At 72.0% G+C, this 21,997-nt stretch carries 21 protein-coding genes and 1 pseudogene; 12 read left to right on the top strand and 10 right to left on the bottom strand.

Annotated features, from left to right (window positions below):
• Positions 1–28 precede the first annotated feature (28 nt).
• The 3 genes from AB0M18_RS12070 to speB form a co-directional block, all read right to left on the bottom strand.
• On the bottom strand, positions 29–454 hold the full coding sequence (locus AB0M18_RS12070; protein ID WP_365756745.1) for a hypothetical protein: 426 nt from the start codon (positions 452–454) through the stop codon (positions 29–31).
• Positions 455–556: 102 nt separating this feature from the next.
• The gene (locus AB0M18_RS12065) at positions 557–2,239 is read right to left on the bottom strand and encodes a thiamine pyrophosphate-binding protein (protein ID WP_365756744.1); all 1,683 of its coding nucleotides are present in this window, start codon (positions 2,237–2,239) and stop codon (positions 557–559) included.
• A gap of 283 nt (positions 2,240–2,522) precedes the next feature.
• Positions 2,523–3,500, bottom strand: a complete 978-nt coding sequence (gene speB / locus AB0M18_RS12060) for an agmatinase (RefSeq protein ID WP_365756743.1) — start codon at positions 3,498–3,500, stop codon at positions 2,523–2,525.
• A 113-nt stretch (positions 3,501–3,613) separates the two neighbouring features.
• Here speB and AB0M18_RS12055 point away from each other — a divergent pair, with 113 nt between their 5' ends.
• From AB0M18_RS12055 to AB0M18_RS12040, 4 genes are all read left to right on the top strand, one after another.
• Entirely contained in the window at positions 3,614–5,089 is a 1,476-nt protein-coding gene (locus tag AB0M18_RS12055) for a PucR family transcriptional regulator (protein WP_365756741.1), read from the top strand.
• A 255-nt stretch (positions 5,090–5,344) separates the two neighbouring features.
• Positions 5,345–6,502 (top strand): acyl-CoA dehydrogenase family protein, encoded by a 1,158-nt coding sequence (locus tag AB0M18_RS12050; RefSeq protein WP_365756740.1) that lies wholly within the window; start codon positions 5,345–5,347, stop codon positions 6,500–6,502.
• The gene (locus tag AB0M18_RS12045; RefSeq protein WP_365756739.1) at positions 6,503–7,375 is read left to right on the top strand and encodes an acyl-CoA thioesterase II; all 873 of its coding nucleotides are present in this window, start codon (positions 6,503–6,505) and stop codon (positions 7,373–7,375) included.
• A 23-nt stretch (positions 7,376–7,398) separates the two neighbouring features.
• Positions 7,399–8,331, top strand: a complete 933-nt coding sequence (locus tag AB0M18_RS12040; protein ID WP_365756738.1) for a cation diffusion facilitator family transporter — start codon at positions 7,399–7,401, stop codon at positions 8,329–8,331.
• Between the two features lie 152 nt (positions 8,332–8,483).
• Here AB0M18_RS12040 and AB0M18_RS12035 read toward each other — a convergent pair whose 3' ends face one another.
• Together AB0M18_RS12035 and AB0M18_RS12030 are read right to left on the bottom strand one after the other, a co-directional pair.
• Positions 8,484–9,269, bottom strand: coding sequence for a phosphatase (locus AB0M18_RS12035; RefSeq protein ID WP_365756737.1), 786 nt, complete (start codon positions 9,267–9,269; stop codon positions 8,484–8,486).
• A 123-nt stretch (positions 9,270–9,392) separates the two neighbouring features.
• A complete protein-coding gene (locus tag AB0M18_RS12030; protein ID WP_365756736.1) occupies positions 9,393–9,995 on the bottom strand; it encodes a TetR/AcrR family transcriptional regulator in 603 nt (200 codons plus the stop codon).
• A 100-nt stretch (positions 9,996–10,095) separates the two neighbouring features.
• Here AB0M18_RS12030 and AB0M18_RS12025 point away from each other — a divergent pair, with 100 nt between their 5' ends.
• From AB0M18_RS12025 to AB0M18_RS12010, 4 genes are read left to right on the top strand one after another with little or no spacing between them, the layout of a single operon-like run.
• On the top strand, positions 10,096–11,703 hold the full coding sequence (locus AB0M18_RS12025; protein WP_365756734.1) for a carboxyl transferase domain-containing protein: 1,608 nt from the start codon (positions 10,096–10,098) through the stop codon (positions 11,701–11,703).
• Positions 11,704–11,718: 15 nt separating this feature from the next.
• A complete protein-coding gene (locus AB0M18_RS12020) occupies positions 11,719–13,650 on the top strand; it encodes a biotin carboxylase N-terminal domain-containing protein (protein WP_365756733.1) in 1,932 nt (643 codons plus the stop codon).
• Positions 13,647–14,585: a hydroxymethylglutaryl-CoA lyase gene (locus AB0M18_RS12015; RefSeq protein ID WP_365756732.1), complete on the top strand. Its 939-nt coding sequence runs from the start codon at positions 13,647–13,649 to the stop codon at positions 14,583–14,585. The genes AB0M18_RS12020 and AB0M18_RS12015 overlap by 4 nt, the downstream gene beginning before the upstream one ends.
• Before the next feature lie 2 nt (positions 14,586–14,587).
• A complete protein-coding gene (locus tag AB0M18_RS12010; protein ID WP_365756730.1) occupies positions 14,588–15,748 on the top strand; it encodes an acyl-CoA dehydrogenase family protein in 1,161 nt (386 codons plus the stop codon).
• A gap of 56 nt (positions 15,749–15,804) precedes the next feature.
• Here the strand turns inward: AB0M18_RS12010 and AB0M18_RS12005 are convergent, their stop codons facing one another.
• Positions 15,805–16,113, bottom strand: coding sequence for a hypothetical protein (locus AB0M18_RS12005; protein WP_365756728.1), 309 nt, complete (start codon positions 16,111–16,113; stop codon positions 15,805–15,807).
• Complete coding sequence (locus tag AB0M18_RS12000) at positions 16,110–16,283, bottom strand: hypothetical protein (protein WP_365756726.1); 174 nt, start codon at positions 16,281–16,283, stop codon at positions 16,110–16,112. The genes AB0M18_RS12005 and AB0M18_RS12000 overlap by 4 nt, the downstream gene beginning before the upstream one ends.
• A gap of 161 nt (positions 16,284–16,444) precedes the next feature.
• On the opposite strand from AB0M18_RS12000, the gene AB0M18_RS11995 reads away from it, so the two are divergent.
• Together AB0M18_RS11995 and AB0M18_RS11990 are read left to right on the top strand one after the other, a co-directional pair.
• Positions 16,445–17,632: a helix-turn-helix transcriptional regulator gene (locus AB0M18_RS11995; RefSeq protein ID WP_365756724.1), complete on the top strand. Its 1,188-nt coding sequence runs from the start codon at positions 16,445–16,447 to the stop codon at positions 17,630–17,632.
• Positions 17,633–17,774: 142 nt separating this feature from the next.
• On the top strand, positions 17,775–18,671 hold the full coding sequence (locus AB0M18_RS11990; RefSeq protein WP_365756722.1) for a hypothetical protein: 897 nt from the start codon (positions 17,775–17,777) through the stop codon (positions 18,669–18,671).
• 7 nt (positions 18,672–18,678) lie between these two features.
• Here AB0M18_RS11990 and AB0M18_RS11985 read toward each other — a convergent pair whose 3' ends face one another.
• The 3 genes and pseudogenes from AB0M18_RS11985 to AB0M18_RS11975 all read right to left on the bottom strand — a co-directional run bounded on the left by AB0M18_RS11985 (position 18,679) and on the right by AB0M18_RS11975 (position 19,590).
• Positions 18,679–18,882: a hypothetical protein gene (locus AB0M18_RS11985; RefSeq protein ID WP_365757010.1), complete on the bottom strand. Its 204-nt coding sequence runs from the start codon at positions 18,880–18,882 to the stop codon at positions 18,679–18,681.
• 14 nt (positions 18,883–18,896) lie between these two features.
• A pseudogene (locus AB0M18_RS11980) lies at positions 18,897–19,412 on the bottom strand (DUF6879 family protein); the annotation flags it as partial.
• Positions 19,399–19,590 carry a hypothetical protein gene (locus AB0M18_RS11975; RefSeq protein WP_128979087.1) on the bottom strand — a complete coding sequence of 64 codons (192 nt, stop codon included), beginning with the start codon at positions 19,588–19,590 and terminating at the stop codon, positions 19,399–19,401. The gene AB0M18_RS11975 and the pseudogene AB0M18_RS11980, both read right to left, overlap by 14 nt.
• A 383-nt stretch (positions 19,591–19,973) precedes the next feature.
• Between AB0M18_RS11975 and AB0M18_RS11970 the strand changes: the two genes are divergently transcribed.
• Complete coding sequence (locus AB0M18_RS11970; RefSeq protein WP_365756720.1) at positions 19,974–21,029, top strand: ABC transporter substrate-binding protein; 1,056 nt, start codon at positions 19,974–19,976, stop codon at positions 21,027–21,029.
• Positions 21,030–21,033: 4 nt separating this feature from the next.
• The gene (locus tag AB0M18_RS11965; RefSeq protein WP_365756718.1) at positions 21,034–21,930 is read left to right on the top strand and encodes a siderophore-interacting protein; all 897 of its coding nucleotides are present in this window, start codon (positions 21,034–21,036) and stop codon (positions 21,928–21,930) included.
• Positions 21,931–21,997: the final 67 nt, after the last annotated feature.

Raw genomic sequence — 21,997 nt, 5'->3', positions numbered from 1 at the left:
GACCTCGGACCGGGGAGGGGATGGGGGACTAGAAGGTGCCGGGCAGCGTCACGGTGAGGTCGTTGGTGGTGTCGGTGATCGTGACGTTGCTCCACACCAGCTTCATGGACTTGGTGCAGTCGGGCTGGAGGTCGGCGGTCAGTACGACGGTGAAGTTGGCCTTCCCGTTCTGGACCGGCACGTCCACGTCGGAGCCGAAGGAGTCCTTGTTGTCGGCCGACGGCTCGTTGCCGCCCTTGTTGACGCACTGGGCGTCGGCGGTGACCAGGACGTTGATCTGCGTCAGGTTGCCGAGGCCGGCCTCTTTGCCCTTCACGGTCAGGGTGTCACCGGACGCGCTGGCCGTCGGCGTGCCGACGAAGTGCGCGCTACCGGCCTCGGCGGACGGGGCGAGGAAGCCCACGATGGCGATCGCCACCCCGGCGGGCAGCAGGAAGGAGGAACGACGAAGCATGAGGCCTCACCTCATCGGGGAGAACGAGCGTCATTGCTCCCACGGAGTGCGCCGCTATCCGCAGTGCCTTCAGAATATGCCTCCTGGGCGCGCCCGGCGGCGTCAGAGATGCGTCGGCTCGAACATCCGCAGCAGCGCCGGAAGGACCACCACCGACGGACCCGGGGTCTTCAGCGCCGCGGCGAGGTCCGCCGCGAGGGTGTCCGGGGACGTCAGGGCGGCCGGGACGCCGAAGGACTCGGCGAGCGCGACGAAGTCGGGGCGGGTGAGTTCGGTCGCGGTGGCCGCGCCGAAGGCGTCCGTCATGTACTCGCGCAGGATGCCGTAGCCGCCGTCGTCGACGATCAGCCAGGTGACGTCCAGGCCGTACTGCTTCGCCGTCGCCAGCTCGGCGATCGAGTACATCGCGCCGCCGTCGCCGGAGACGGCGAGCACCGGGCGGGTGGGGTCGGCCACGGCGGCGCCGAGCGCGGCGGGGAAGGCGTAGCCGAGGCCGCCGGCGCCCTGGGCGGAGTGCATGGTGTTCGGGTGGCGCGCGTCGAAGGCGGACCACGCCCAGTACGCCAGGATCGTCATGTCCCAGAAGCTCGGCGCCCGGGAGGGGAGGGCCTCGCGGACCGCCGCCACGACCCGCCGCTCCAGGTCCAGGTCCTGCGCGGCGAGCCGGTCGCGGACCTTCGCGAGGACGGCGGCGACCCGCTCCGGGGCCGCTGAGTCCTCCCGTACCGCCACCGTCTCCAGGATCGCCTGCAGCGCGAGGCGCGCGTCCGCGTGGATGCCGAGCGCCGGGTGGTTGGACTCCAGTTTGCCCGCGTCGGCCTCGATCTGGATCACCCGGCCGCGCGGAGCGAAGGTGTGGTAGTTCGAGGACAGCTCGCCGAGGCCGGAGCCGACCACGAGGAGCACGTCCGCGTCCTCCAGGAAGTCCGTGGTGTGCCGGTCCTCCAGCCAGGACTGCAGAGACAGCGGGTGCTCCCACGGGAACGCGCCCTTGCCGCCGAAGGTCGTCACGACCGGCGCCGCGATCCGCTCGGCGAGCGCCCGCAGCTTGCCGGAGGCGTCCGAGCGGACCACCCCGCCGCCCGCGACGATCACCGGGCGCTCGGCGTTCGCGAGCAGGTGCGCGGCGACGGCCGTCAGCTCGGGCCGCGGCGCGAGCTCGTCGGGCGTCGCGTCCATGGCCGTGACCACCGGCAGCGTCGTCTCCGCGAGCAGCACGTCCTGCGGGATCTCCACCCACACCGGCCCGTGCGGGGCGGTGAGCGCGGACTGCCAGGCGGCGGCGATCGCGGACGGGATCTGCGACTGGGTCCGCACGGTGTGCACGGACTTCACGACGTCCCGGAAGGAGGCCTGCTGGTCGCGCAGCTCGTGGAGGTAGCCGTGCCGCCCGCCGCCGAGCCCCGCGACCGGGATCTGGCTGCCGATCGCGAGCACGGGCGCGGAGGCGGCCGCCGCCTCCTGGAGCGCGGCGAGCGACATCAGCGCGCCGGGGCCGGTGGAGAGCAGCAGCGGCGCCGCCTCGCCGGTGATCCGGCCGTACGCGTCGGCGGCGAAGCCCGCGTTGTTCTCGACCCGGAGTCCGACGTACCGCAGGTCGGAGCGGCGCAGCGCGTCGAACATGCCGAGCGCGTGCTGGCCGGGAAGCCCGAAGACCGTCGTGGCGCCGAGGCCGCTGAGGCTCTCGACGACCAGGTCCCCGCCGATCCGCCCGGCGGGCGGGTTGAGGGCGGCGGCCGTCTGCGCGGGCGTCGGGCGCAGGACCAGGTCGTGGTCGTGGGTCATGGGTTCCCCCTGGCGGTGTGGCGTACGGGTCGTTCGCGGCCCGGTACGCGAGTCTGCCCCCGGCGGGTTGGCCCGCGCGACCGGGGGCCGAGCGTCGTGGGTGGGTGCGCGGGGGCCGTTCCGGTGGCCGCGTCCGGGACTGCATGATTTACGGCGCGGTCGGGTGACAAGAGAGCCGGACGCCCTGTCTCCGCGCCACAAATCACGCTCTACGTCCCGGACACGACCCCCTGCACGTCCCCCGCTCCCGTCCCAGGGCGGGTGTCGGCCGAAGGCCGGACCGCTACTGCGCCGTGCGGCTCGCCGCGATCTGGCGCGACATGATCGTCGTCAGCTCGTACGCCGTGTGCGAGGCGGCCACCGCCGTGATCTCGGCGTGGTCGTAGGCCGGGGCGACCTCCACCACGTCGGCCGAGACCAGGTTGCAGGAGGACAGGCCGCGCAGGATCTCCAGGAGCTCGCGGGACGTCATGCCGCCGGCCTCGGGGGTGCCGGTGCCGGGGGCGTGGGCCGGGTCGAGGCAGTCGATGTCGATGGAGATGTAGAGCGGGCGGTCGCCGATGCGCTGGCGCAGCTGGTCGGCGACCTCGTCGGCGCCGCGGCGGTAGATGTCCGCGGAGGTGACGATGCCGAAGCCCATCTTCTCGTCGTCGGTGAGGTCCTGCTTGCCGTAGAGCGGGCCGCGGGTGCCGACGTGCGAGAGGGCGGAGGTGTCGAGGATGCCCTCCTCGACGGCACGGCGGAACGGCGTGCCGTGGGTGTACTCGGCACCGAAGTACGTGTCCCAGGTGTCGAGGTGCGCGTCGAAGTGGAGCAGGGCGACCGGGCCGTGCTTCTTGGCGACGGAACGCAGCAGCGGCAGGGCCACGGTGTGGTCGCCGCCCAGGGTCATCATGCGGGCGCCGGTGGCGAGCAGGTCGTCGGCGGCGGCCTCGATGGTCTCGACGGCCTCGTTGATGTTGAACGGGTTGGCCGCGATGTCACCGGCGTCGGCGACCTGGGCGAGGGCGAACGGGGAGGCGTCCTGCGCCGGGTTGTACGGGCGGAGCAGGCGGGAGGCCTCGCGGATGGCGTTGCCGCCGAAACGGGCGCCGGGGCGGTAGGAGACGCCGCTGTCGAAGGGGATGCCGACCACGGCGACGTCGGCGGTGCCGACCTCGTCCAGCCGCGGCAGCCGGGCGAACGTCGCGGGACCGGCGTACCGCGGGATGCGGGACGAGTCGATCGGGCCGCGCGGGGTGTTCTGGTCGCTGCTGCTCATGGGCGGGTCCTCCTGGGATGTATCGGTCCGGCGACTCGACAGTAGGTGTCCGGACAGCGGCGGAGAAGTGTGCGTTTCCTCCACAGTACGGCCGCGTGGTGTACGAAGGATCCATGACCACGCCCGCCGCGCCGGAGCCCGCGCCCCCCACCTCCCCCGTCCCGCTCGCCGCGCTGCTCGCCCGGCGGGACCTCGGGCTCCGGCTGCTCGCCGGACCCGGGGACGTACCGCTGCACTGGGTGCACGCCTCGGAGATGGCCGACCCCTACCCGTATCTGCTCGGCGGCGAGCTGCTGCTCACGGCGGGCGTGCAGCTCACCGACCCGGCGCGGTTCGTGGAGCGGGTGGTCGAGGCGGGCGCGGCGGCGCTCGGGTTCGGCGTCACGCCGGTGTACGACACGGTGCCGGCCGCGCTCGTCGACGCCTGCGAACGCCTCGGTCTTCCGCTGATCGAGGTGCCGCCCGAGACGCCGTTCACGGCGGTGGCCCGGGCGCTGTGGCGGCTGATGGCGGAGGCCCGGCTGCACGAGCTGCGCCGGGTGAGCGAGGCCCAGCAGTCCCTGGCGACCGCCGCCGCCCGCCCGGCCCCGGTGCCGGCCGTCCTCGGCGCGCTCGCCTCCCGGCTCGGCGGGCGCGCCGTGCTGTTCGGCCCAGGACCGGACGGCGGTACGGAGTCGGCGGCGGCCGGCCGCGAGATCCCGCCGGAGGCGGCGCGGGCCCTCGCCGACCTCGCGGGCGTGGTCGGTCCCCGCCCGGGCGGCCCGGCGTCGGCGAGCGGGGACGGCGGCGGTCTGCGGCTCGCCGCGTACGCGCTCGGCGGCGGCGACGGCATGACCCTCGGGATCGCGACCGAAGGGCGCGCGCCCGGCGACCACACCGTCGCCGGGGTCGCCGTCGTCCTGCTCTCGCTGCTGACCGCACCGCACCGGACCGCCGACGTGACCGCCCGGGACACGGCGCTGGTACGGCTGCTGCTCGGCGCGCCGGTGGCGGAGGCGGCGGCGTCCCTCTCCCCCGGCCCGTGGACGGTGGTGCACGCGCGCGGCGGCGACGGCACGCCGTTCGCGGCGGCGGCGCTCGCGACGGCGCTCGGCACGGACCTGGTGGACCCGGGCGCGACGGTACGCCTGCTGCTCCCCGGCTCCGGCGCCGTCACCGTCCAGCCCGGCTGGACCCTCGGCGTCAGCGCCCCCGCCGAACCGGCCGCCCTCGCCGCCGCCGACGCCCAGGCGGCCCGCGCCCTGCGCCGCGCCGAGGCGACCCGTACGCCCCTGGTCCGGCACCGCACGAACGGCCTGGCCGGGCTCGTGGACCCGGCCGAGGCCGCCACGTACGCGCGCGTGCTGCTCGCCCCGCTCACCGGGCCGCAGGCCGAGACCCTGCGCACCTGGCTCTCCCTGCACGGCAGTTGGGACCGTACGGCGGTGGCCATGGACATCCACCGCAACACCGTCCGCCAGCGGATCGCCCGGATCGCGGCCCTGCTCGACCGCGACCTGGACGACCCGGACGTACGGATGGAGCTGTGGTTCGCGCTCGGCAGCGCTCAGGCCGAGGCCCAGGGTCAAGGTCAGGGTCAGGGTCGGTAGAGCTTGTCGACGGCGGTCTTCGTCGTCGTACGGAAGGCGGGCGGCCGTTCCGCACCAATGGAGCCGGGCCGGGACCGGGAAGGAGGCGCGGGAGACCCACGCGTACGACTCCACCGGTCGGCGCTGGATCACAGTCCAGAACTCTGGACACTTTCAATAACCCACGGGTAACTTGGACTGAGCAAGCGCTTAGACAAGCGCTGCGTGCCGGACAGACGCCGGACAGACCAGGACAGGACCCGAAGGAGGCGGCTCGTGCGCCGTACCGTATTCAACGAGGACCACGAGGCGTTCCGGGAGACCATCCGGGCCTTCATCGAGGCCGAGGTCGTCCCCGTCTACGACGAGTGGTTCGCCGCCGGCCAGGCGCCGCGCGACTTCTACCACAAGCTCGGCGAGCTGGGCATCTTCGGCATCAACGTGCCCGAGGAGTTCGGCGGCGCCGGCCTGGACACCCACAAGTTCGAGGCCGTCCTCTACGAGGAGACCGCCCGCGCCGGCGTGCAGTTCGGCGGCTCCGGCGTGCACGTGCTGCTCGCCCTGCCGTACATCAAGATGCTCGCCTCCGACGAGCAGAAGAAGCGCTACCTGCCGAAGTTCGTCTCCGGCGAGGAGATGTGGGCCCTCGCGATGACCGAGCCGGGCACCGGCTCCGACGTCGCGGGCATGAAGACCACCGCCAAGCTCTCCGAGGACGGCACCCACTACGTCCTCAACGGCGCCAAGACCTTCATCACGGGTGGCGTCCACGCCGACCGCGTGATCGTCTGCGCCCGCACCTCCGCCCCGTCGGCCGAGGACCGCCGCTTCGGCATCTCCCTCTTCGCCGTGGACACCAAGTCCGAGGGCTACTCCATCGGCCGCAAGCTGGACAAGCTGGGCCTGCGCACCTCCGACACCGCCGAGCTCGCGTTCGTCGACGTCAAGGTGCCGGTCGAGGACCTGCTCGGCGAGGAGGGCAAGGGCTTCTACTACCTCGGCCACAACCTCGCCTCCGAGCGCTGGGGCATCGCCTTCGGTGCGTACGCGCAGGCCAAGGCCGCCGTCCGCTTCGCGCAGCAGTACGTCACCGACCGTACGGTCTTCGGCAAGCCGGTCGCGCACTTCCAGAACACCAAGTTCGAACTGGCCGCCTGCCAGGCCGAGGTGGACGCGGCCGAGGCCGTCGCCGACCGCGCCCTGGAGGCCCTGGACGCGGGCGAGCTGACCCCGGCCGAAGCCGCCTCCGCCAAGCTCTTCTGCACCGAGGTCGCGCACCGCGTGATCGACCGCTGCCTCCAGCTGCACGGCGGCTACGGCTACATGAACGAGTACCCGATCGCCCGCCTGTACGCCGACAACCGCGTCAACCGCATCTACGGCGGCACCAGCGAGATCATGAAGTCGATCATCGCCAAGTCGATGGGTCTGTAAGTGCCCGAGGCAACACCCACGGCACTGGATGCCCTGCTCGATCTGCTCGACCTGGAGCGGATCGAGCGGGACATCTTCCGCGGCGAGTCCCGGTCCGCGCTCGTCCCCCGCGTCTTCGGCGGCCAGGTGGCCGCCCAGGCGCTGGTGGCGGCGGGCCGGACGGTCCCGGAGGACCGCCTCGCGCACTCGCTCCACGCGTACTTCCTGCGCCCCGGCGACCCGGGCGCGCCGATCGTCTACAGCGTCGACCGGATCCGTGACGGGCGTTCCTTCACCACCCGGCGGGTGGTGGCCGTCCAGCACGGGCAGCCGATCTTCCACCTCTCGGCGTCCTTCCAGACGTACGAGGAGGGCCTGGACCACCAGTACGACATGCCGGCCGCACCGGACCCGGAGTCGCTGCCGACCCCGGCCGAGATGCTGCCCCGCCACCTCCCCCGCGAGGTCGCGGACCGGCTGATCGAGGCCCGCGCCGCGGTCGACCTGCGCTATGCCGACGTGCCCCCGTGGGGTTCGGTCGGGCAGCCGCGCGAGCCGCGCTCGCAGGTGTGGTTCCGCACCAACGGCAAGCTGGCCGACGACCCGCTGCTGCACGTCGTGCTCGCCACGTACGTCTCCGACATGACGCTGCTCGACTCGATCCTGCTCGCGCACGGGCGCGGCGGCTGGGCGGTCGGCGACGTCGTGGGCGCCTCGCTCGACCACGCGATGTGGTTCCACCGGCCCTTCCGGGCCGACGAGTGGCTGCTCTACGACCAGGAGTCGCCGACGGCGTCCGGCGGGCGCGGTCTGGGCCAGGCCCGGATCTACACGCAGGACGGGCGGCTCGCGATCTCCGTCATCCAGGAGGGTGTCGTTCGCGTTCCGCGCTGACGACCGGACATACCGTCCGACTCATGTCGGAAAACGGTGAAAATGCCGGGGAAAGCACCTCGACAGTGATCGTGGCGGCGGTGGCGAACCTCGGGATCGCCGCCGCCAAGGCCGTCGCGGGGGTCATCAGCGGTTCGAGCGCGATGCTCTCCGAGGCGGCCCACTCGGTGGCCGACACCGTGACCGAGGGCATGCTGCTCACCGCGCTCCGGCGGGGCAGCCGGCCGGCCGACGAGGACCATCCGCTCGGACACGCGGGCGAGCGCTATGTATGGGCGCTGCTCGCGGCGGTCGCGACCTTCGTGGGCGGCGCCGTCTTCTCCTTCTACGACGGCATCCACACGCTCGTGCAGGGCGAGGAGCCGGGCGACCCGCTCGTCTCGTACATCGTGCTCGGCATCGCCGCCGTCCTGGAGGGCTTCTCGCTGCGGACCGCGATCCGGCAGGTCAGCGCGGAGGCCGAGCGCGCGGCGGCGCCCTTCTCCCGCTATCTGCGGCTCACCCCTGACACGACCGTCAAGGCCGTGGTCATGGAGGACTCCGCCGCCCTCGCGGGCCTGATGCTCGCGGCCGGCGGCCTGCTCGGCGGACAGATCACCGGCTCCGGCGTCTGGGACGGCGTCGCGTCGATCCTCATCGGCTGTCTGCTCGTGTACGTGGCCTGGGTCCTGGGCCGCTCCAACGCCGAGCTGCTCGTGGGCCGGGCGCTGCCGCCGCGGATGCGGGACGCGGTGCGCGAGGAGCTGCTCGCGGTGGACCACGTGGTCTCCGTCCTGGACCTGACGACGCTGATCCAGGGCCCGGAGGAGGTCCTGGTCGCCGCGAAGGTCGACTTCCGCGACGTGGCCTCGGCCGAGCAGGTCGAGCTGGCCTGCGAGGACGCCGAGCGGCGGCTGCGGGCCCGCTACCCGTCGATCCGCCGGGTGTATCTGGACCCGACGCCGGGCCGCGGTTGAGCGCGGCGGGAAGGGGGCCGCACCACGGCCCGGCCCCGCGGCCGCATGACGGGCCGCACCGCCGGCCGGACCACCGGCCGCATGACGGGCCGGACCACCGGCCGCACCACGGACCTCACCACGGCGCGGCGCCCCTCCCGGCGTCCCGGCCGTCAGGCCGTCGTCAGGCCCGCCGTGTCGAGCACGTACGCCGTCATCGGCTCGTAGAAGCGCGGGTCCGCGACGTGGTCGTCGAGCGGGATGGTGACCTGCATGGTCCCCTCGGCCTCGGCGAGGAAGAGCGCCGGGTCGTTGCAGTCGGCGTAGCCCATGGACTCCAGTCCGCGCTGGGCCGCGCGGCCCGCCCAGCCGTGGTCCGCGACGACCAGGTCGGGCGCGGGCTCGCCGAGCGCCTCCAGGCCGTCCAGGATCGCGTTCATGGGCTCCGGGGAGTGGGTGTGCCACAGGCTGGCGCCCCGCTCGAAGACGGCGACGTCGGCGAACTGCACCACGTACCCCTCGTCGGCGGTCAGCCCGCCGGGGATCCGCACGATGTCGCAGCCACGGGCCCGCAGGGCGGCGGCGATCCGGCTGTGCGCGTCGATCAGCGAGCCGGGGTGACCGGTCGCGAAGAGCACCCGCTCCTTCGCGGCGGCGGCCTTGGCGAGCCGCGCCGCCATCCGGTCGAGCGCCGCCACGGTCAGCTCGGGGTCGATGGTGTCCTGCCCGGCGCGGTGCGCCGGGTCGTCGACGACGCCGCACCGCTCGGCCATCACGGCGAGCACGTCCTGCTCGTCCGTCCACCGGTCGCCGAACTCCAGACCGAACCAGTAGTGGCGGTCGCCGTTGGCGAGCTTCCGGTAGTGGCTGAGGTTGTTGTCGCGCGGGGTGGCGACGTCCCCGGCGATACGGGTCCGGACGAGGTGCTCGACGAGGGCGGCGCGGCTGAGTATCGGCATGGCCCCCATTCTGCCGGTCGCACCACCCCGCCGGGGCGTCGCCCACGCCCTGTTCGGGGACCGTGGCGGGACCCACGGGCCGGAGGCCCGGGTTCCGCCGCGCCCAGCCGCGCCCAGCCGCGCTCAGCCGCGGCCAAGCGCCCCGAACGCCCCGTGCGCCAGTTCCCGCAGCAGGCGTTCCATCGCCTCTCGGCCCAGGGGAGCGCCCAGGTGGGGGGTGGAGTTGAGGAGGCCGAAGACGGCGTGGACGGCGGCGCGGACCTCGTACTCGCCCGCCCCCGGGTACAGGTCGCGGACGACGGCGACCCACAGCTCCACGTACTGGCGCTGGAGCTGGCGGACCCGCTTGCGGTCCTCGTCCTTGAGGCGGTCGAGCTCGCGGTCGTGGAGGGTGATCAGCGGGCGGTCGTCGAGGGCGAAGTCGATGTGGCCGTCGATGAGGGAGCGGAGGACGGCGCGCGGGTCGCCGTCGGACTCGGCGACCCGCAGCCGGCCGCCGTCGAGCAGCCGCTCGCTGATGCCGACGAGCAGCTCGGCGAGCATCGCGTCCTTGCCGGGGAAGTGACGGTAGAGCCCGGGACCGCTGATGCCGACCGCGGCTCCTATCTCGTCCACGCCCACCCCGTGGAAGCCGCGCTCGGCGAAGAGGCGGGCGGCCTCCTTGAGGATCTGCTCGCGTCGCGTCGGGGCGTCGGTCCGGCCGGTCGGGGTCGGGGTGGTGGTCATGGATTCGATTCTAGACAGCAGGGTTAGCGGTCGTTAACCTTGGCGACATACGTTAACGCTCATTAACCGAGTGGACCGACCGAGCAAGGGAGCTCGACGGATGCAGCAGGCACCTGTGCTGACGAGTGCGGCGGATCCCGCCTCGCCGGCCTGGCAGGCCAACGAGGCGGCCCATCACGAGCTGGCCGCGACCCTGCGCGGCAAGCTCGCCGAGGCGGCGCTCGGCGGCGGCGAGAAGGCCCGCGCCCGGCACACCGCGCGCGGCAAGCTGCTGCCGCGCGACCGTGTGGACACCCTCCTGGACCCGGGCTCGCCCTTCCTGGAGCTGGCCCCGCTCGCGGCCAACGGGATGTACGGCGACCAGGCCCCCGCCGCCGGCGTCATCGCCGGCATCGGCCGGGTCTCGGGCCGCGAGTGCGTGATCGTCGCCAACGACGCGACCGTCAAGGGCGGCACGTACTACCCGATGACGGTCAAGAAGCACCTCCGCGCCCAGGAGGTGGCGCTGGAGAATCGTCTCCCCTGTCTCTACCTGGTGGACTCCGGCGGCGCCTTCCTGCCGATGCAGGACGAGGTCTTCCCGGACCGTGAGCACTTCGGCCGGATCTTCTTCAACCAGGCCCGGATGTCCGGCGCCGGCATCCCGCAGATCGCGGCGGTCATGGGCTCCTGCACGGCCGGCGGCGCGTACGTCCCGGCGATGAGCGACGAGGCCGTGATCGTGCGCGACCAGGGCACGATCTTCCTCGGCGGCCCGCCGCTGGTGAAGGCCGCGACCGGCGAGGTCGTCACGGCCGAGGAGCTGGGCGGCGGCGAGGTCCACTCGCGGATCTCCGGCGTCACCGACCACCTCGCCGAGGACGACGCCCACGCGCTGCGCATCGTCCGCAACATCGTCGCCACCCTCCCCGAGCGCGGCCCGCTCCCCTGGAAGGTCGAGCCGGCCGAGGAGCCGAAGGTCGACCCCATGGGGCTCTACGGGGCGGTGCCGGTGGACTCCCGCACCCCGTACGACGTGCGCGAGGTCATCGCGCGGATCGTGGACGCCTCCCGCTTCCAGGAGTTCAAGTCCGAGTACGGGCAGACGCTGGTCACCGGCTTCGCCCGGATCCACGGGCACCCGGTCGGCATCGTCGCCAACAACGGCATCCTGTTCGCCGAGTCCGCCCAGAAGGGCGCGCACTTCATCGAGCTGTGCGACCAGCGCGGCATCCCGCTGCTGTTCCTGCAGAACATCACCGGCTTCATGGTCGGCAAGGCCTACGAGCACGGCGGCATCGCCAAGCACGGCGCCAAGATGGTGACCGCCGTGGCCACCACGCGGGTGCCGAAGCTGACGGTCGTCGTCGGCGGTTCGTACGGCGCGGGCAACTACTCGATGTGCGGCCGGGCCTACTCCCCCCGCTTCCTGTGGATGTGGCCCAACGCCAAGATCTCGGTCATGGGCGGCGAGCAGGCCGCGTCCGTGCTCGCCACGGTCAAGCGCGACCAGCTCGGCGACGCGTGGAGCGCCGAGGAGGAGACGGCCTTCAAGGAGCCGATCCGCGCCCAGTACGAGACCCAGGGCAACGCCTACTACGCCACCGCCCGCCTCTGGGACGACGGCGTCATCGACCCGCTGGAGACCCGGCAGGTGCTCGGTCTCGCCCTGACCGCCTGTGCCAACGCGCCCCTGGGTGACCCCCAGTTCGGCGTCTTCCGGATGTAAGGGGACTTCGGCAACATGCTGTTCGACACAGTGCTCGTCGCCAACCGGGGCGAGATCGCCGTGCGCGTCATCCGCACCCTGCGGGAGCTCGGCGTGCGGTCGGTCGCCGTCTACAGCGACGCGGACGCCGACGCCCGGCACGTACGGGAGGCGGACACGGCGGTACGGATCGGGCCCGCGCCGGCCTCGGAGTCGTACCTCTCGGTCCCCGCCCTGCTCGACGCGGCCGCCCGCACCGGCGCGCAGGCCGTCCACCCCGGCTACGGCTTCCTCGCGGAGAACGCGGCCTTCGCCCGCGCCTGCGCGGAGGCGGGGCTCGCCTTCATCGGTCCCCCGGCCGAGGCGATCTCGCTGATGGGTGACAAGATCCGCGCCAAGGACACCGTGAAGGCGGCCGGCGTCCCGGTCGTCCCCGGCGCCGCCGACCCCGAGATCGAGGCCGCGGCGCACGAACTGGGCGCGCCGGTGCTGCTCAAGCCGAGCGCGGGCGGTGGCGGCAAGGGCATGCGGCTCGTCCGCGACCTGGCCGTCCTCACCGACGAGATCGCGGCGGCGCGGCGCGAGGCCCGGTCCTCGTTCGGCGACGACACGCTGCTCGTGGAGCGGTGGATCGACCGCCCCCGGCACATCGAGATCCAGGTCCTCGCGGACGCCCACGGGAACGTGGTGCACCTGGGCGAGCGCGAGTGCTCGCTCCAGCGCCGCCACCAGAAGATCATCGAGGAGGCGCCCTCGGTCCTCCTCACCCCGGAGATCCGGGCGTCGATGGGCGCGGCGGCGGTGGAGGCGGCCCGGTCCTGCGGCTATGTCGGCGCGGGCACGGTCGAGTTCATCGTGCCGGGCGGCGACCCTTCCGCGTACTACTTCATGGAGATGAACACCCGGCTCCAGGTCGAGCACCCGGTGACCGAGCTCATCACGGGCCTGGACCTGGTGGAGTGGCAGCTCCGGGTCGCGGCGGGCGAGCCGCTGGACTTCGGGCAGGACGACGTCCGGCTCGACGGCTGGGCCATCGAGGCCCGTATCTGCGCCGAGGACCCCGCGCGCGGCTTCCTGCCGTCCGGCGGCACCGTCCTCGCCCTGAACGAGCCGCGGGGTGCCGGCGTCCGCACGGACTCGGGCCTGAGCGAGGGCACCGAGGTGTCCTCCCTCTACGACCCGATGCTGTCGAAGGTCATCGTCCACGCCAAGGACCGCCCGAGCGCCCTGCGCAAGCTCCGCGCGGCCCTCGCCGACACGGTCACCCTGGGCGTCCCGACGAACGCGGGCTTCCTGCGGAGCCTCCTCGCCCACCCGGACGTCGTCAGCGGCGACCTGGACACGGGCCTGGTGGAGCGGGACGCGGAGTCGCTGGTGGCGTCCGAGGTTCCGGAGGAGGTGTACGCGGCGGCCGCGGCGGTACGGCTCGCGGAGCTCGCCCCGGCACCCCGGGACGGCTGGACCGACCCCTTCTCCGTACCGAACGGCTTCCGCCTCGGCGGTACCCCGAAGGCCCTGGACTTCCCGTTCCGCGTGCCGGGACTCGAACCCGTCGTCGTCGAAGCGCCGACCGGCGGCGCCCGGGTGACGGACCGTTCGGTGAGCGTGACGGTCGACGGGGTGACCCACCACTTCCGGCGGGCCGGGGACTGGCTCGGCCGCGACGGGCACTCCTGGCACGTCATGGACCACGACCCCGTCGCCGCCGCCCTCTCCGGCGCCCGGCACGGCGGGGCCGACACGCTCGCCGCGCCCATGCCCGGCACCGTCACCGTCGTGAAGGTGGCGGTCGGGGACGAGGTCGAGGCGGGGCAGAGCCTGCTGGTGGTGGAGGCGATGAAGATGGAGCACGTCATCTCCGCGCCGCACGCCGGCACCGTCACCGAGCTGGACGTCACGCCCGGCACGACCGTCGCCATGGACCAGGTCCTGGCCGTGGTGACGCCCCGCGACGAGGAGGACGCATGACCACCGGACTGCCCATGAGCGTGCCGGCGGCGGGTCTGCCGGCCCGGGTGCGGATCCACGAGGTGGGTCCGCGGGACGGCCTGCAGAACGAGAAGACGGCCGTCCCGACCGAGGTGAAGGCGGAGTTCATCCGCCGCCTCGCCGCCGCGGGCCTGACGACCGTCGAGGCGACGAGCTTCGTGCACCCCAGGTGGGTGCCCCAGCTCGCCGACGCCGAGGAGCTGTTCCCGCAGGTCAAGGACCTGCCCGTACGGCTCCCGGTGCTCGTGCCGAACGAGCGCGGCCTGGACCGGGCGCTCACGCTCGGCGCCCGCGAGGTCGCCGTGTTCGCCTCGGCGACCGAGTCCTTCGCCAAGGCCAACCTCAACCGCACGGTCGACGAGGCGCTCGCCATGTTCGCGCCGGTCGTCACCCGGGCCGCCGAGGCCGGCCTGAAGGTCCGCGGTTACCTCTCGATGTGCTTCGGCGACCCGTGGGAGGGCCCGGTCCCGATCGAGCAGGTCGTCCGGGTCACCAAGGCGCTCGCCGACATGGGCTGCGACGAGCTGAGCCTCGGCGACACCATCGGCGTCGCCACCCCGGGCCACGTCAGGGCGCTGCTCACGGCCCTGAACGAGGCCGGGGTGCCCACCTCCCGTATCGCCGTGCACTTCCACGACACCTACGGGCAGGCCCTCGCCAACGCCTACGCGGCGCTCGAACACGGGGTCACCGTCTTCGACGCGTCCGCCGGCGGCCTCGGCGGCTGCCCGTACGCCAAGTCCGCCACCGGGAACCTCGCCACCGAGGACCTGGTGTGGATGCTCCGCGGCCTCGGCATCGAGACCGGGGTCGACCTGGCCGCCCTCACCGCCACGAGCGGGTGGATGGCCGACCACCTGGGCCGCCCGAGCCCGTCCCGTACCGTCCGAGCGCTCTCCCACAAGGAGTCCTGAGCATGTCCCTCGACCACCGGCTCTCCGAAGAGCACGAGGAACTCCGCCGCACCGTCGAGGCGTTCGCCCACGACGTCGTCGCCCCGAAGATCGGCGACTACTACGAGCGCCACGAGTTCCCGTACGAGATCGTCGCCGAGATGGGCCGCATGGGCCTGTTCGGCCTGCCGTTCCCCGAGGAGTACGGCGGCATGGGCGGCGACTACCTCGCCCTCGGCATCGCCCTGGAGGAGCTGGCCCGCGTCGACTCCTCGGTCGCCATCACCCTGGAGGCGGGCGTCTCGCTCGGCGCCATGCCGCTCCACCTCTTCGGTACGGAGGAGCAGAAGCGCCAGTGGCTGCCGAAGCTGTGCTCCGGCGAGATGCTGGGCGCGTTCGGCCTGACCGAGCCGGGCGCGGGCTCGGACGCGGGCGGCACCCGCACCACCGCCGTCCGGGACGGCGACCACTGGGTCATCAACGGCTCGAAGTGCTTCATCACCAACTCCGGTACGGACATCACCGGTCTGGTCACGGTCACCGCGGTCACCGGCCGCAAGCCGGACGGCCGCCCGCTGATCTCCTCGATCATCGTCCCCTCGGGCACGCCCGGCTTCACGGTCGCCGCGCCGTACTCGAAGGTCGGCTGGAACGCCTCCGACACCCGTGAACTCGCCTTCGACGACGTGCGCGTGCCGGTGGAGAACCTGCTCGGCGAGGAGGGCCGCGGCTACGCGCAGTTCCTCCGCATCCTCGACGAGGGCCGGATCGCGATCTCGGCGCTCGCCACGGGCCTCGCCCAGGGCTGTGTCGACGAGTCCGTGAAGTACGCGAAGGAACGTCACGCCTTCGGCCGCCCGATCGGCGACAACCAGGCCATCCAGTTCAAGATCGCCGACATGGAGATGCGCGCCCACATGGCCCGCATCGGCTGGCGCGACGCGGCCTCCCGCCTCGTGCTCGGCGAGCCCTTCAAGAAGGAGGCGGCGCTGGCGAAGCTGTACTCCTCGACGGTGGCCGTGGACAACGCCCGCGAGGCCACCCAGATCCACGGCGGCTACGGCTTCATGAACGAGTACCCGGTGGCCCGCATGTGGCGCGACTCCAAGATCCTGGAGATCGGCGAGGGCACGAGCGAGGTCCAGCGCATGCTGATCGCCCGCGAACTGGGCCTGACCGGCTGACGCCTGGTCGACGGTTGATGCGGATGCGGCCCGCCGAGCACGACTCGGCGGGCCGTTCACATCCCGTAACGCATCAGGCAGTACGTCGCCTTGCCCAGCAACCTCAGCGTCGCCGCCGGGTCGCCGTCCTGGTCCCGCAGCAACGCGCGGGCGTGCACAGCCGTCTGCTCGACGATGACCCGGGCACGCGCGTCCAGGAGCGTCTTCGCGTACGCCTCGGCCGGACCGACGAGTTGCCCGATGTACGAGCGCAGCCGCCTGCGGACCTCGTCGGCGGCCGGCCCTGTCGCCCGCACCTCGGCGAGCGCGAGTGCCAGATCGACATCGCGGCCCATGTCGACCCAAGAGAGGGCAGGGGCGCTCACCGCCTGCTCTCCTCGCCCTCGCCCTCGCCGGGCAGCGGTCCCGTACGGGCGAGGAATGCGTCCCAGCCGCGCTGGGCCCGCGCGAGGAGCCCGTCGGAGAGGCCGCACCCGCAGTGCGATCCGAATAGTGTCGGGGCGGGAAGCCGTTCCGGCTCCTGGCTGTTGGTCATCGGTCGGCCCTCCGAGTGCTTTCGCTGACTGGCTGCCACCTTGAGTCAACGCCCCGCGAGGGCCGCGAAAGCGCACAAGATGCGCACAAGCGCCAGGGCGCGGGCATTCGAGCCTTGAGAGCATGGGACCAACGCAACGTCGATCGTCGGGAAGCGCCGCTATGAGTGCGATCATCGAAGTGCCCGGGCCCGGAGCCAACGTCGCCGTCCTGCGGAAGGCGCGGGGATGGGGCCAGGACCGGCTGGCCGCATCTGCCGGAATCTCGAAGAGCCTGCTCGGCAAGATCGAGCGCGGCGAGCGCGCCTTGTCCCAGGGTGTGGGAGCCTCACTCGCCCACGCTCTCGGCACCACCCTCGACGAGGTGCTGGGCAGAGCGCCGGTGCACGGGGACGACGAGAGCAAGCTGCGTGAACTCACGAGGGCGATCCGCCGCTTCGATCTCCCGCGCGAGCCCGAGACGACAGAGACCGAGGTGGCCACGCGCCTTCGCGAGATGGTGACCCTGCGCGAACGGGCCGACCTTCGCGGCGTCATGACGAACCTTCCGCTGCTCGTGTCAGCCGCCACGAATCACGCGCACGCGACCGACACACCCGCCGCCTGGGCCAGGGTCGCCGAGGCGTATTCGACCGTCTACTGGCTTGCGGCCCGCCACCGTTGGATGACACTGGCCGACCTGGCCACCACGAAGCAGAAGCTGGCCGCTCAGCAGGCGGACCCGGTCACGGCCGCCATCGCCGCCCGCGACGAAGCGGGCCTGTACCTGAACCACGGGGACTTCGAGGACGGCCTCGCCGTGGTCGACAACGGCCTGGTGCGCGTGGAGCGCGACGCCCCCGCGGGGCCTGGCCGTCTGTACGCCCTTGGGGTCCTGCACCTTCGCGGGCTCACGCTGGCCGGACGTCTCGGGGACCGTCGCACAGCCGACCTGCACATCGAGAAGGCGTGGGATCTCTCGGAGGAGTTGGGCCAGGACGCCAGCCGTCTCGGCGTCCACTTCGGCCCCCAGGACACGGCCGTTCACATCGTCGCAACCTCGGCGGACCTCGGCCGGCACGAGAACGCCATCGCCACGATGGACGATCTCCACGCACTGGAGAGGGCGGGAAGGCTGACGCTTCCCGCGACTCGGACCAGCCCGCTGCACATGAACGTCGCACGCTCGAAGCTGGCCCTCGGCGACCGGGACGGAGCGTTGGAGGAGTTGGAAGAAGCATGGGCCCTGGCCCCCCAGATGGCGCGGGTCCACCCCACGGCTCAGGAGTTGTTGCGCGTCCTGACATCGCTCCACAAGCGGAGCAATCCAAGGCTCACGACGCTGGCCAGGCGGGCGAAGATCCAGTTCTGAGCCCGTCACCCACAAGTGGCATATTCACACAACGCATCCATGTGAGCACTCTACGTGCGGTACGGTTCATATGAATCGGCCCCCGTGATGGCTGGAACCATCAGCGAGGGCCTCACCACCAGTGGAATGAGCCTCCACCGTGATGTACCGGCACTTTATCGCGCCCTCGCGCGGCTTCACCCAGTTCTCCCACGACCTCATCCGGCATCCGAGCCTCGGTTCCGACGCCGTACGGCTTCTGACCTGGCAGCTTTCCCTTCCCGCCGGGGCCCGCGAGTCACTCTCCCGAACGGCCGAAAAGGCCCGGATCGGAGCATGCGCGTTCACCCGCGCCAAGCGACAGCTGAAGGCGGCGGGATTCGTCCACGAACGGCGGGTCCAAGGACCCGGCGGACGGTGGGTGACACAACAGCTCGTGTCCAACCGGCCGTTGAGCGAAGGCGCGGCCGCCAAGCTGCTCGGGCGGACGCCCGCCCCCATCGCCGCGTCACCGAGTCCCGTGAATCCGGCCGTCGGTGAGCCGACACCCCCGCCCACCGACGGTCATCCAAAAGATGAAGACCTGGGGGAGAACAACTCCATCCTTCCCCCCGAGCCGGAGCCGGAGCTCGAACCGGACAACGTCCCCGAAGAGGCCCGCGCCCTCGTCGGCACGCTCCATCTCCTCTCCCCCCACCTCCGGCACATCCCGCCCGGCATGCGCGACGAACTCGCCCGCCTCGCCGCCGCCTGGCTCGCCGCCGGACACACCCCCGCCGACGTCCAGGCCCACCTCCTGCGCGGCCTGCCCAAGGACAGCACGCCCGTACACCGGCCCGGCGGGCTCGTACGGTACCTACTCCGCGCGATCCCACCCGTCGCACCGATGACGCCCCCGCAGCCCCCACCGCCCACCGGCCCGCGGCTCTCGGCCCGGATCGCCGCGATGCGGGAATGCGAAGGCAGCGGGCACGACCACACCAGACTCTTCAGGCCCGTCGGGGACGAGACAGTGTGCGACCTGTGCGTGCCTGACCTGATCGGCCAAGGCGGATCCTAGGCTGTCCCTAGACCGTGTACGTCGTGGGCTTGACCGCGACCATGTCCGGCGTGGTGCCTTCGACGGTCAGGTTCCCGGTCCACAGTTCGTACCGGTTGCAGTACGAGCCCTCGAACTCGATGCGGCGCCCTCCAGGCTCCAGCTTCCAGCCGGCCTCGTCCCAGCGGGCGAGGAGGTCGCCGCAGACGAAGGCTCGGTGAGCCTGCAGCATGATCCACCTCCCCCGCCGAACTTCGCCCACCAGTCCGTGAACGGCTCAGCGTGAGCGAGGGCCATTTCCCGGTACCCGACGAATCTCTCCGCCTCAGCCGTGGGCAGCACGTTCACGCCTCTGAAGGCGCCGTGCTCGTCGTACTCCATCACTGCCGTGTCAGCCGAGTCGAAGAGCCAGAAATCAGGCACACCGGCCAGCGGGTTCGGCGCGTCTGTCACGTCGAGAATGAAGAATTCCTCCCCTCCGGTCATGTTCTTCCGGTAGCCCCAGCCCAGCTCGAAGCGCAGATACTCCGTGAGCGGTCGAGTCAGGACATGAACGCGAAAGACACGCTTGCCCCGGCCGGTGTGAGACCGGAGCTCCGCCACCCAGTCGGCGTTGTAGCCGTCCGGTTGCGACTCCCCCGCCCGAAACAACTCGTAGGCGTCCGTGTTCCCGGACCGGCTGTAGTCGTCCAAGGTCTCCAGGCGGAACGCCTCCCGCTCGAACGAGTCGAAGAGGTCACCGAGCGTCCTAGACGAGCCCATCGGCAATGGCCTTCTTGAGCAGCTCCGCGGGGATCTCGACCAGGGTCTCGTGAGCGGGAATTCTGAGTCCGTGGTCGGTCGGGGTCTCCCCCTGCACGAGAAACGTCCCTCGGTCGGTCGCGTAGATCGTCGGACAGTCCTTGAGGTCGCACGTGCTGACCAGCTTGGTCACCTGCATGGTGCTCGTTTCCCCTCTCCGCCTGGTTGATGCCAGCGGCTTCGTGTCGCGTTCGATGCTCCCGAGGACACGGCACAAGGGTCAAGGGATCACGGTTGAGAGAACGGGAAACCGCCTCCGTCACTCCGTCAGAACGCTCGGCCGCTCCTGCATTCGACGGCCAGAGCCGGACCCGTCTCGTGGAGGTCCCGCACCGGGGTGGCGGGCCTCCGTCGCTTTCGGTCCGGCCCCGGGGCTGTTGATCCAAGTGAGGTTAGGCTAACCTGCTCGCCATGAGGTAAGGCTAACCTTCCTCGGCCTGCTCGCGTTCCGTCCCCGACCCGCCCCCGACCGCCCGGACGCCACCCCCGGCACCCCCGGCACGTACCGAAAGCGACTTCGCCATGCCCAGCACCGCCCGAGCCACCTCCCTCACCCGTCGCGGCCTGCTCGCCGCGGGCGGCGCACTCGGGATCGGCGCCGCGCTCGCCGCGTGCGGCGGGAAAGACGCGAAGGACGGGGGCTCCGCCGAGTCCTCGGCCTCCGGCAAGTCCGGCGCCTGGGAGTTCAAGGACGACCGCGGCCAGACGGTGAGGACGGCGGCGACGCCGAAGAACATCGTCGCCTTCACCGGCACGGCCGCCGCCCTGAAGGACTTCGGCATCGAGGTGAAGGGCGTCTTCGGCCCGACCTACGTCGAGGACCCCAAGACCAAGACGAAGAAGGCCGACGTGCAGGCCGGCGACCTCGACATCAGCAAGGTCACCGTCCTCGGCAACGTCTGGGGCGAGTTCAAGATCGAGGAGTACCTCAAGCTCCAGCCCGAGGTCCTCATCACGGACATGTGGGAGAAGGACGCCCTCTGGTACGTCCCGGAGGAGCAGAAGGGCAAGATCCTCAAGATCGCCCCGAGCGTCGCCCTGTGGGCCGCCGGGAAGTCGATGCCCGCCGTGCTCCAGCGCCACGTCGACCTCGCCGCCTCGCTCGGCGCCGACGTGAAGACGAAGAAGATCCAGGACGACAAGGCCCGCTTCGAGGCCGCCGCCGAGCGCGTCCGCAAGGCCGCCAAGGCGAAGAAGGGCGTCAAGGTCCTCATCGGCTCCGGCGCCCCCGACACCTTCTACGTCTCCGCCCCGGCCCGCCCGACCGACACCCTCTTCTTCCAGGAGCTGGGCGTCGACCTGATCGTCCCGGACGCTCTGGACCCGACCGGCTGGTTCGAGCTGCTCAGCTGGGAGATCGTCGACAAGTACAAGGCCGACGTCATCCTGCTCGACAACCGCACCTCCGCCCTGCAGCCCGAGGCCCTGAAGGCCAAGCCCACCTGGGCCGCGCTGCCCGCCGTCAAGGCCGGCCAGGTGTTCCCGCGCGTCACCGAGCCCATCTACTCGTACGCCAAGTGCGCCCCGCTCCTGGAGGACCTCGCCAAGGCCCTCGAGAACGCCAAGAAGGTGGCCTGACCCCATGACGAACGCCGAGACCGCCCCGTTCCAGTTCTTCTCCCTCCAGGTCGACCGGACGCGGCGGCTCGGCCCGTCCATGGTCCGGGTCACCTTCACCGGCGACGACCTCGTCGGCGAGGACCTGAAGGGCTTCGCCGCAGGGGGCCGCGACCAGTCGCTCTCCCTCTTCCTGCCGCACCCCGGGCAGGACGCGCCCGTGCTGCCGCCGCTCGACGACCCGGACATGTACGCGATCCTGGGCGCCTACCGGGCGATGCCGCACGACGTGCGGGCCGTGATGCGCTCGTACACCGTGCGCGAGCAGCGCATCGCGCCCGACGACCGCACCGAGGTCGACATCGACTTCGCCGTGCACGACGACGGCGGTCCCGCCTGCCGCTGGGCGCAGCGCGCCGAGGCCGGTGACCGGGTGGTCGTGCTCGGCCCGGCGGTGTCCGACAACACCGGCGTGCGCTTCCGACTCCCCGAGGACGCCGACTCGGTGATCATCTGGGGCGACGAGACGGCCCTGCCGGCCGCCTCCGCGATCCTGGAGTGGCTGCCGGCCGAGACCCGCGCCCACGTCTATCTCGAAGTCCCCTTCTCCGGCGACCGCACGGAGTTCGCGACCGTGGCGGACGCGACGATCACCTGGCTGGTACGGGAGGAGGGCGCGCCGTCCGCCGTGGAGGCCGTCGCGGGCGCCGAACTGCCGGGCGAGAACCCGTACGTGTGGATCGCGGGCGAGTCCGGCGCGGTGAAGGCGCTGCGCCGTCACTTCGTACGCGAACGCGGCCTGGACCGGCGGAAGGTGACCTTCGTCGGCTACTGGCGCAAGGGCCTGTCCGAGGACGCCCTGCGCGAGGTCCCGGACGAGACGGAGGCGGACGCCCAGACGGACGCCACCGCCCACGCGTAGCGAACCGGCCTTTCGCCGACAGCCCCTCGACTCATCGGAGTCGGGGGGCTTTTCCGTACTCGAAATT

Source organism: Streptomyces sp. NPDC051909 (assembly GCF_040681095.1).
Classification (GTDB): domain Bacteria; phylum Actinomycetota; class Actinomycetes; order Streptomycetales; family Streptomycetaceae; genus Streptomyces.
This window is presented reverse-complemented; position numbering and strand designations above follow the sequence as displayed.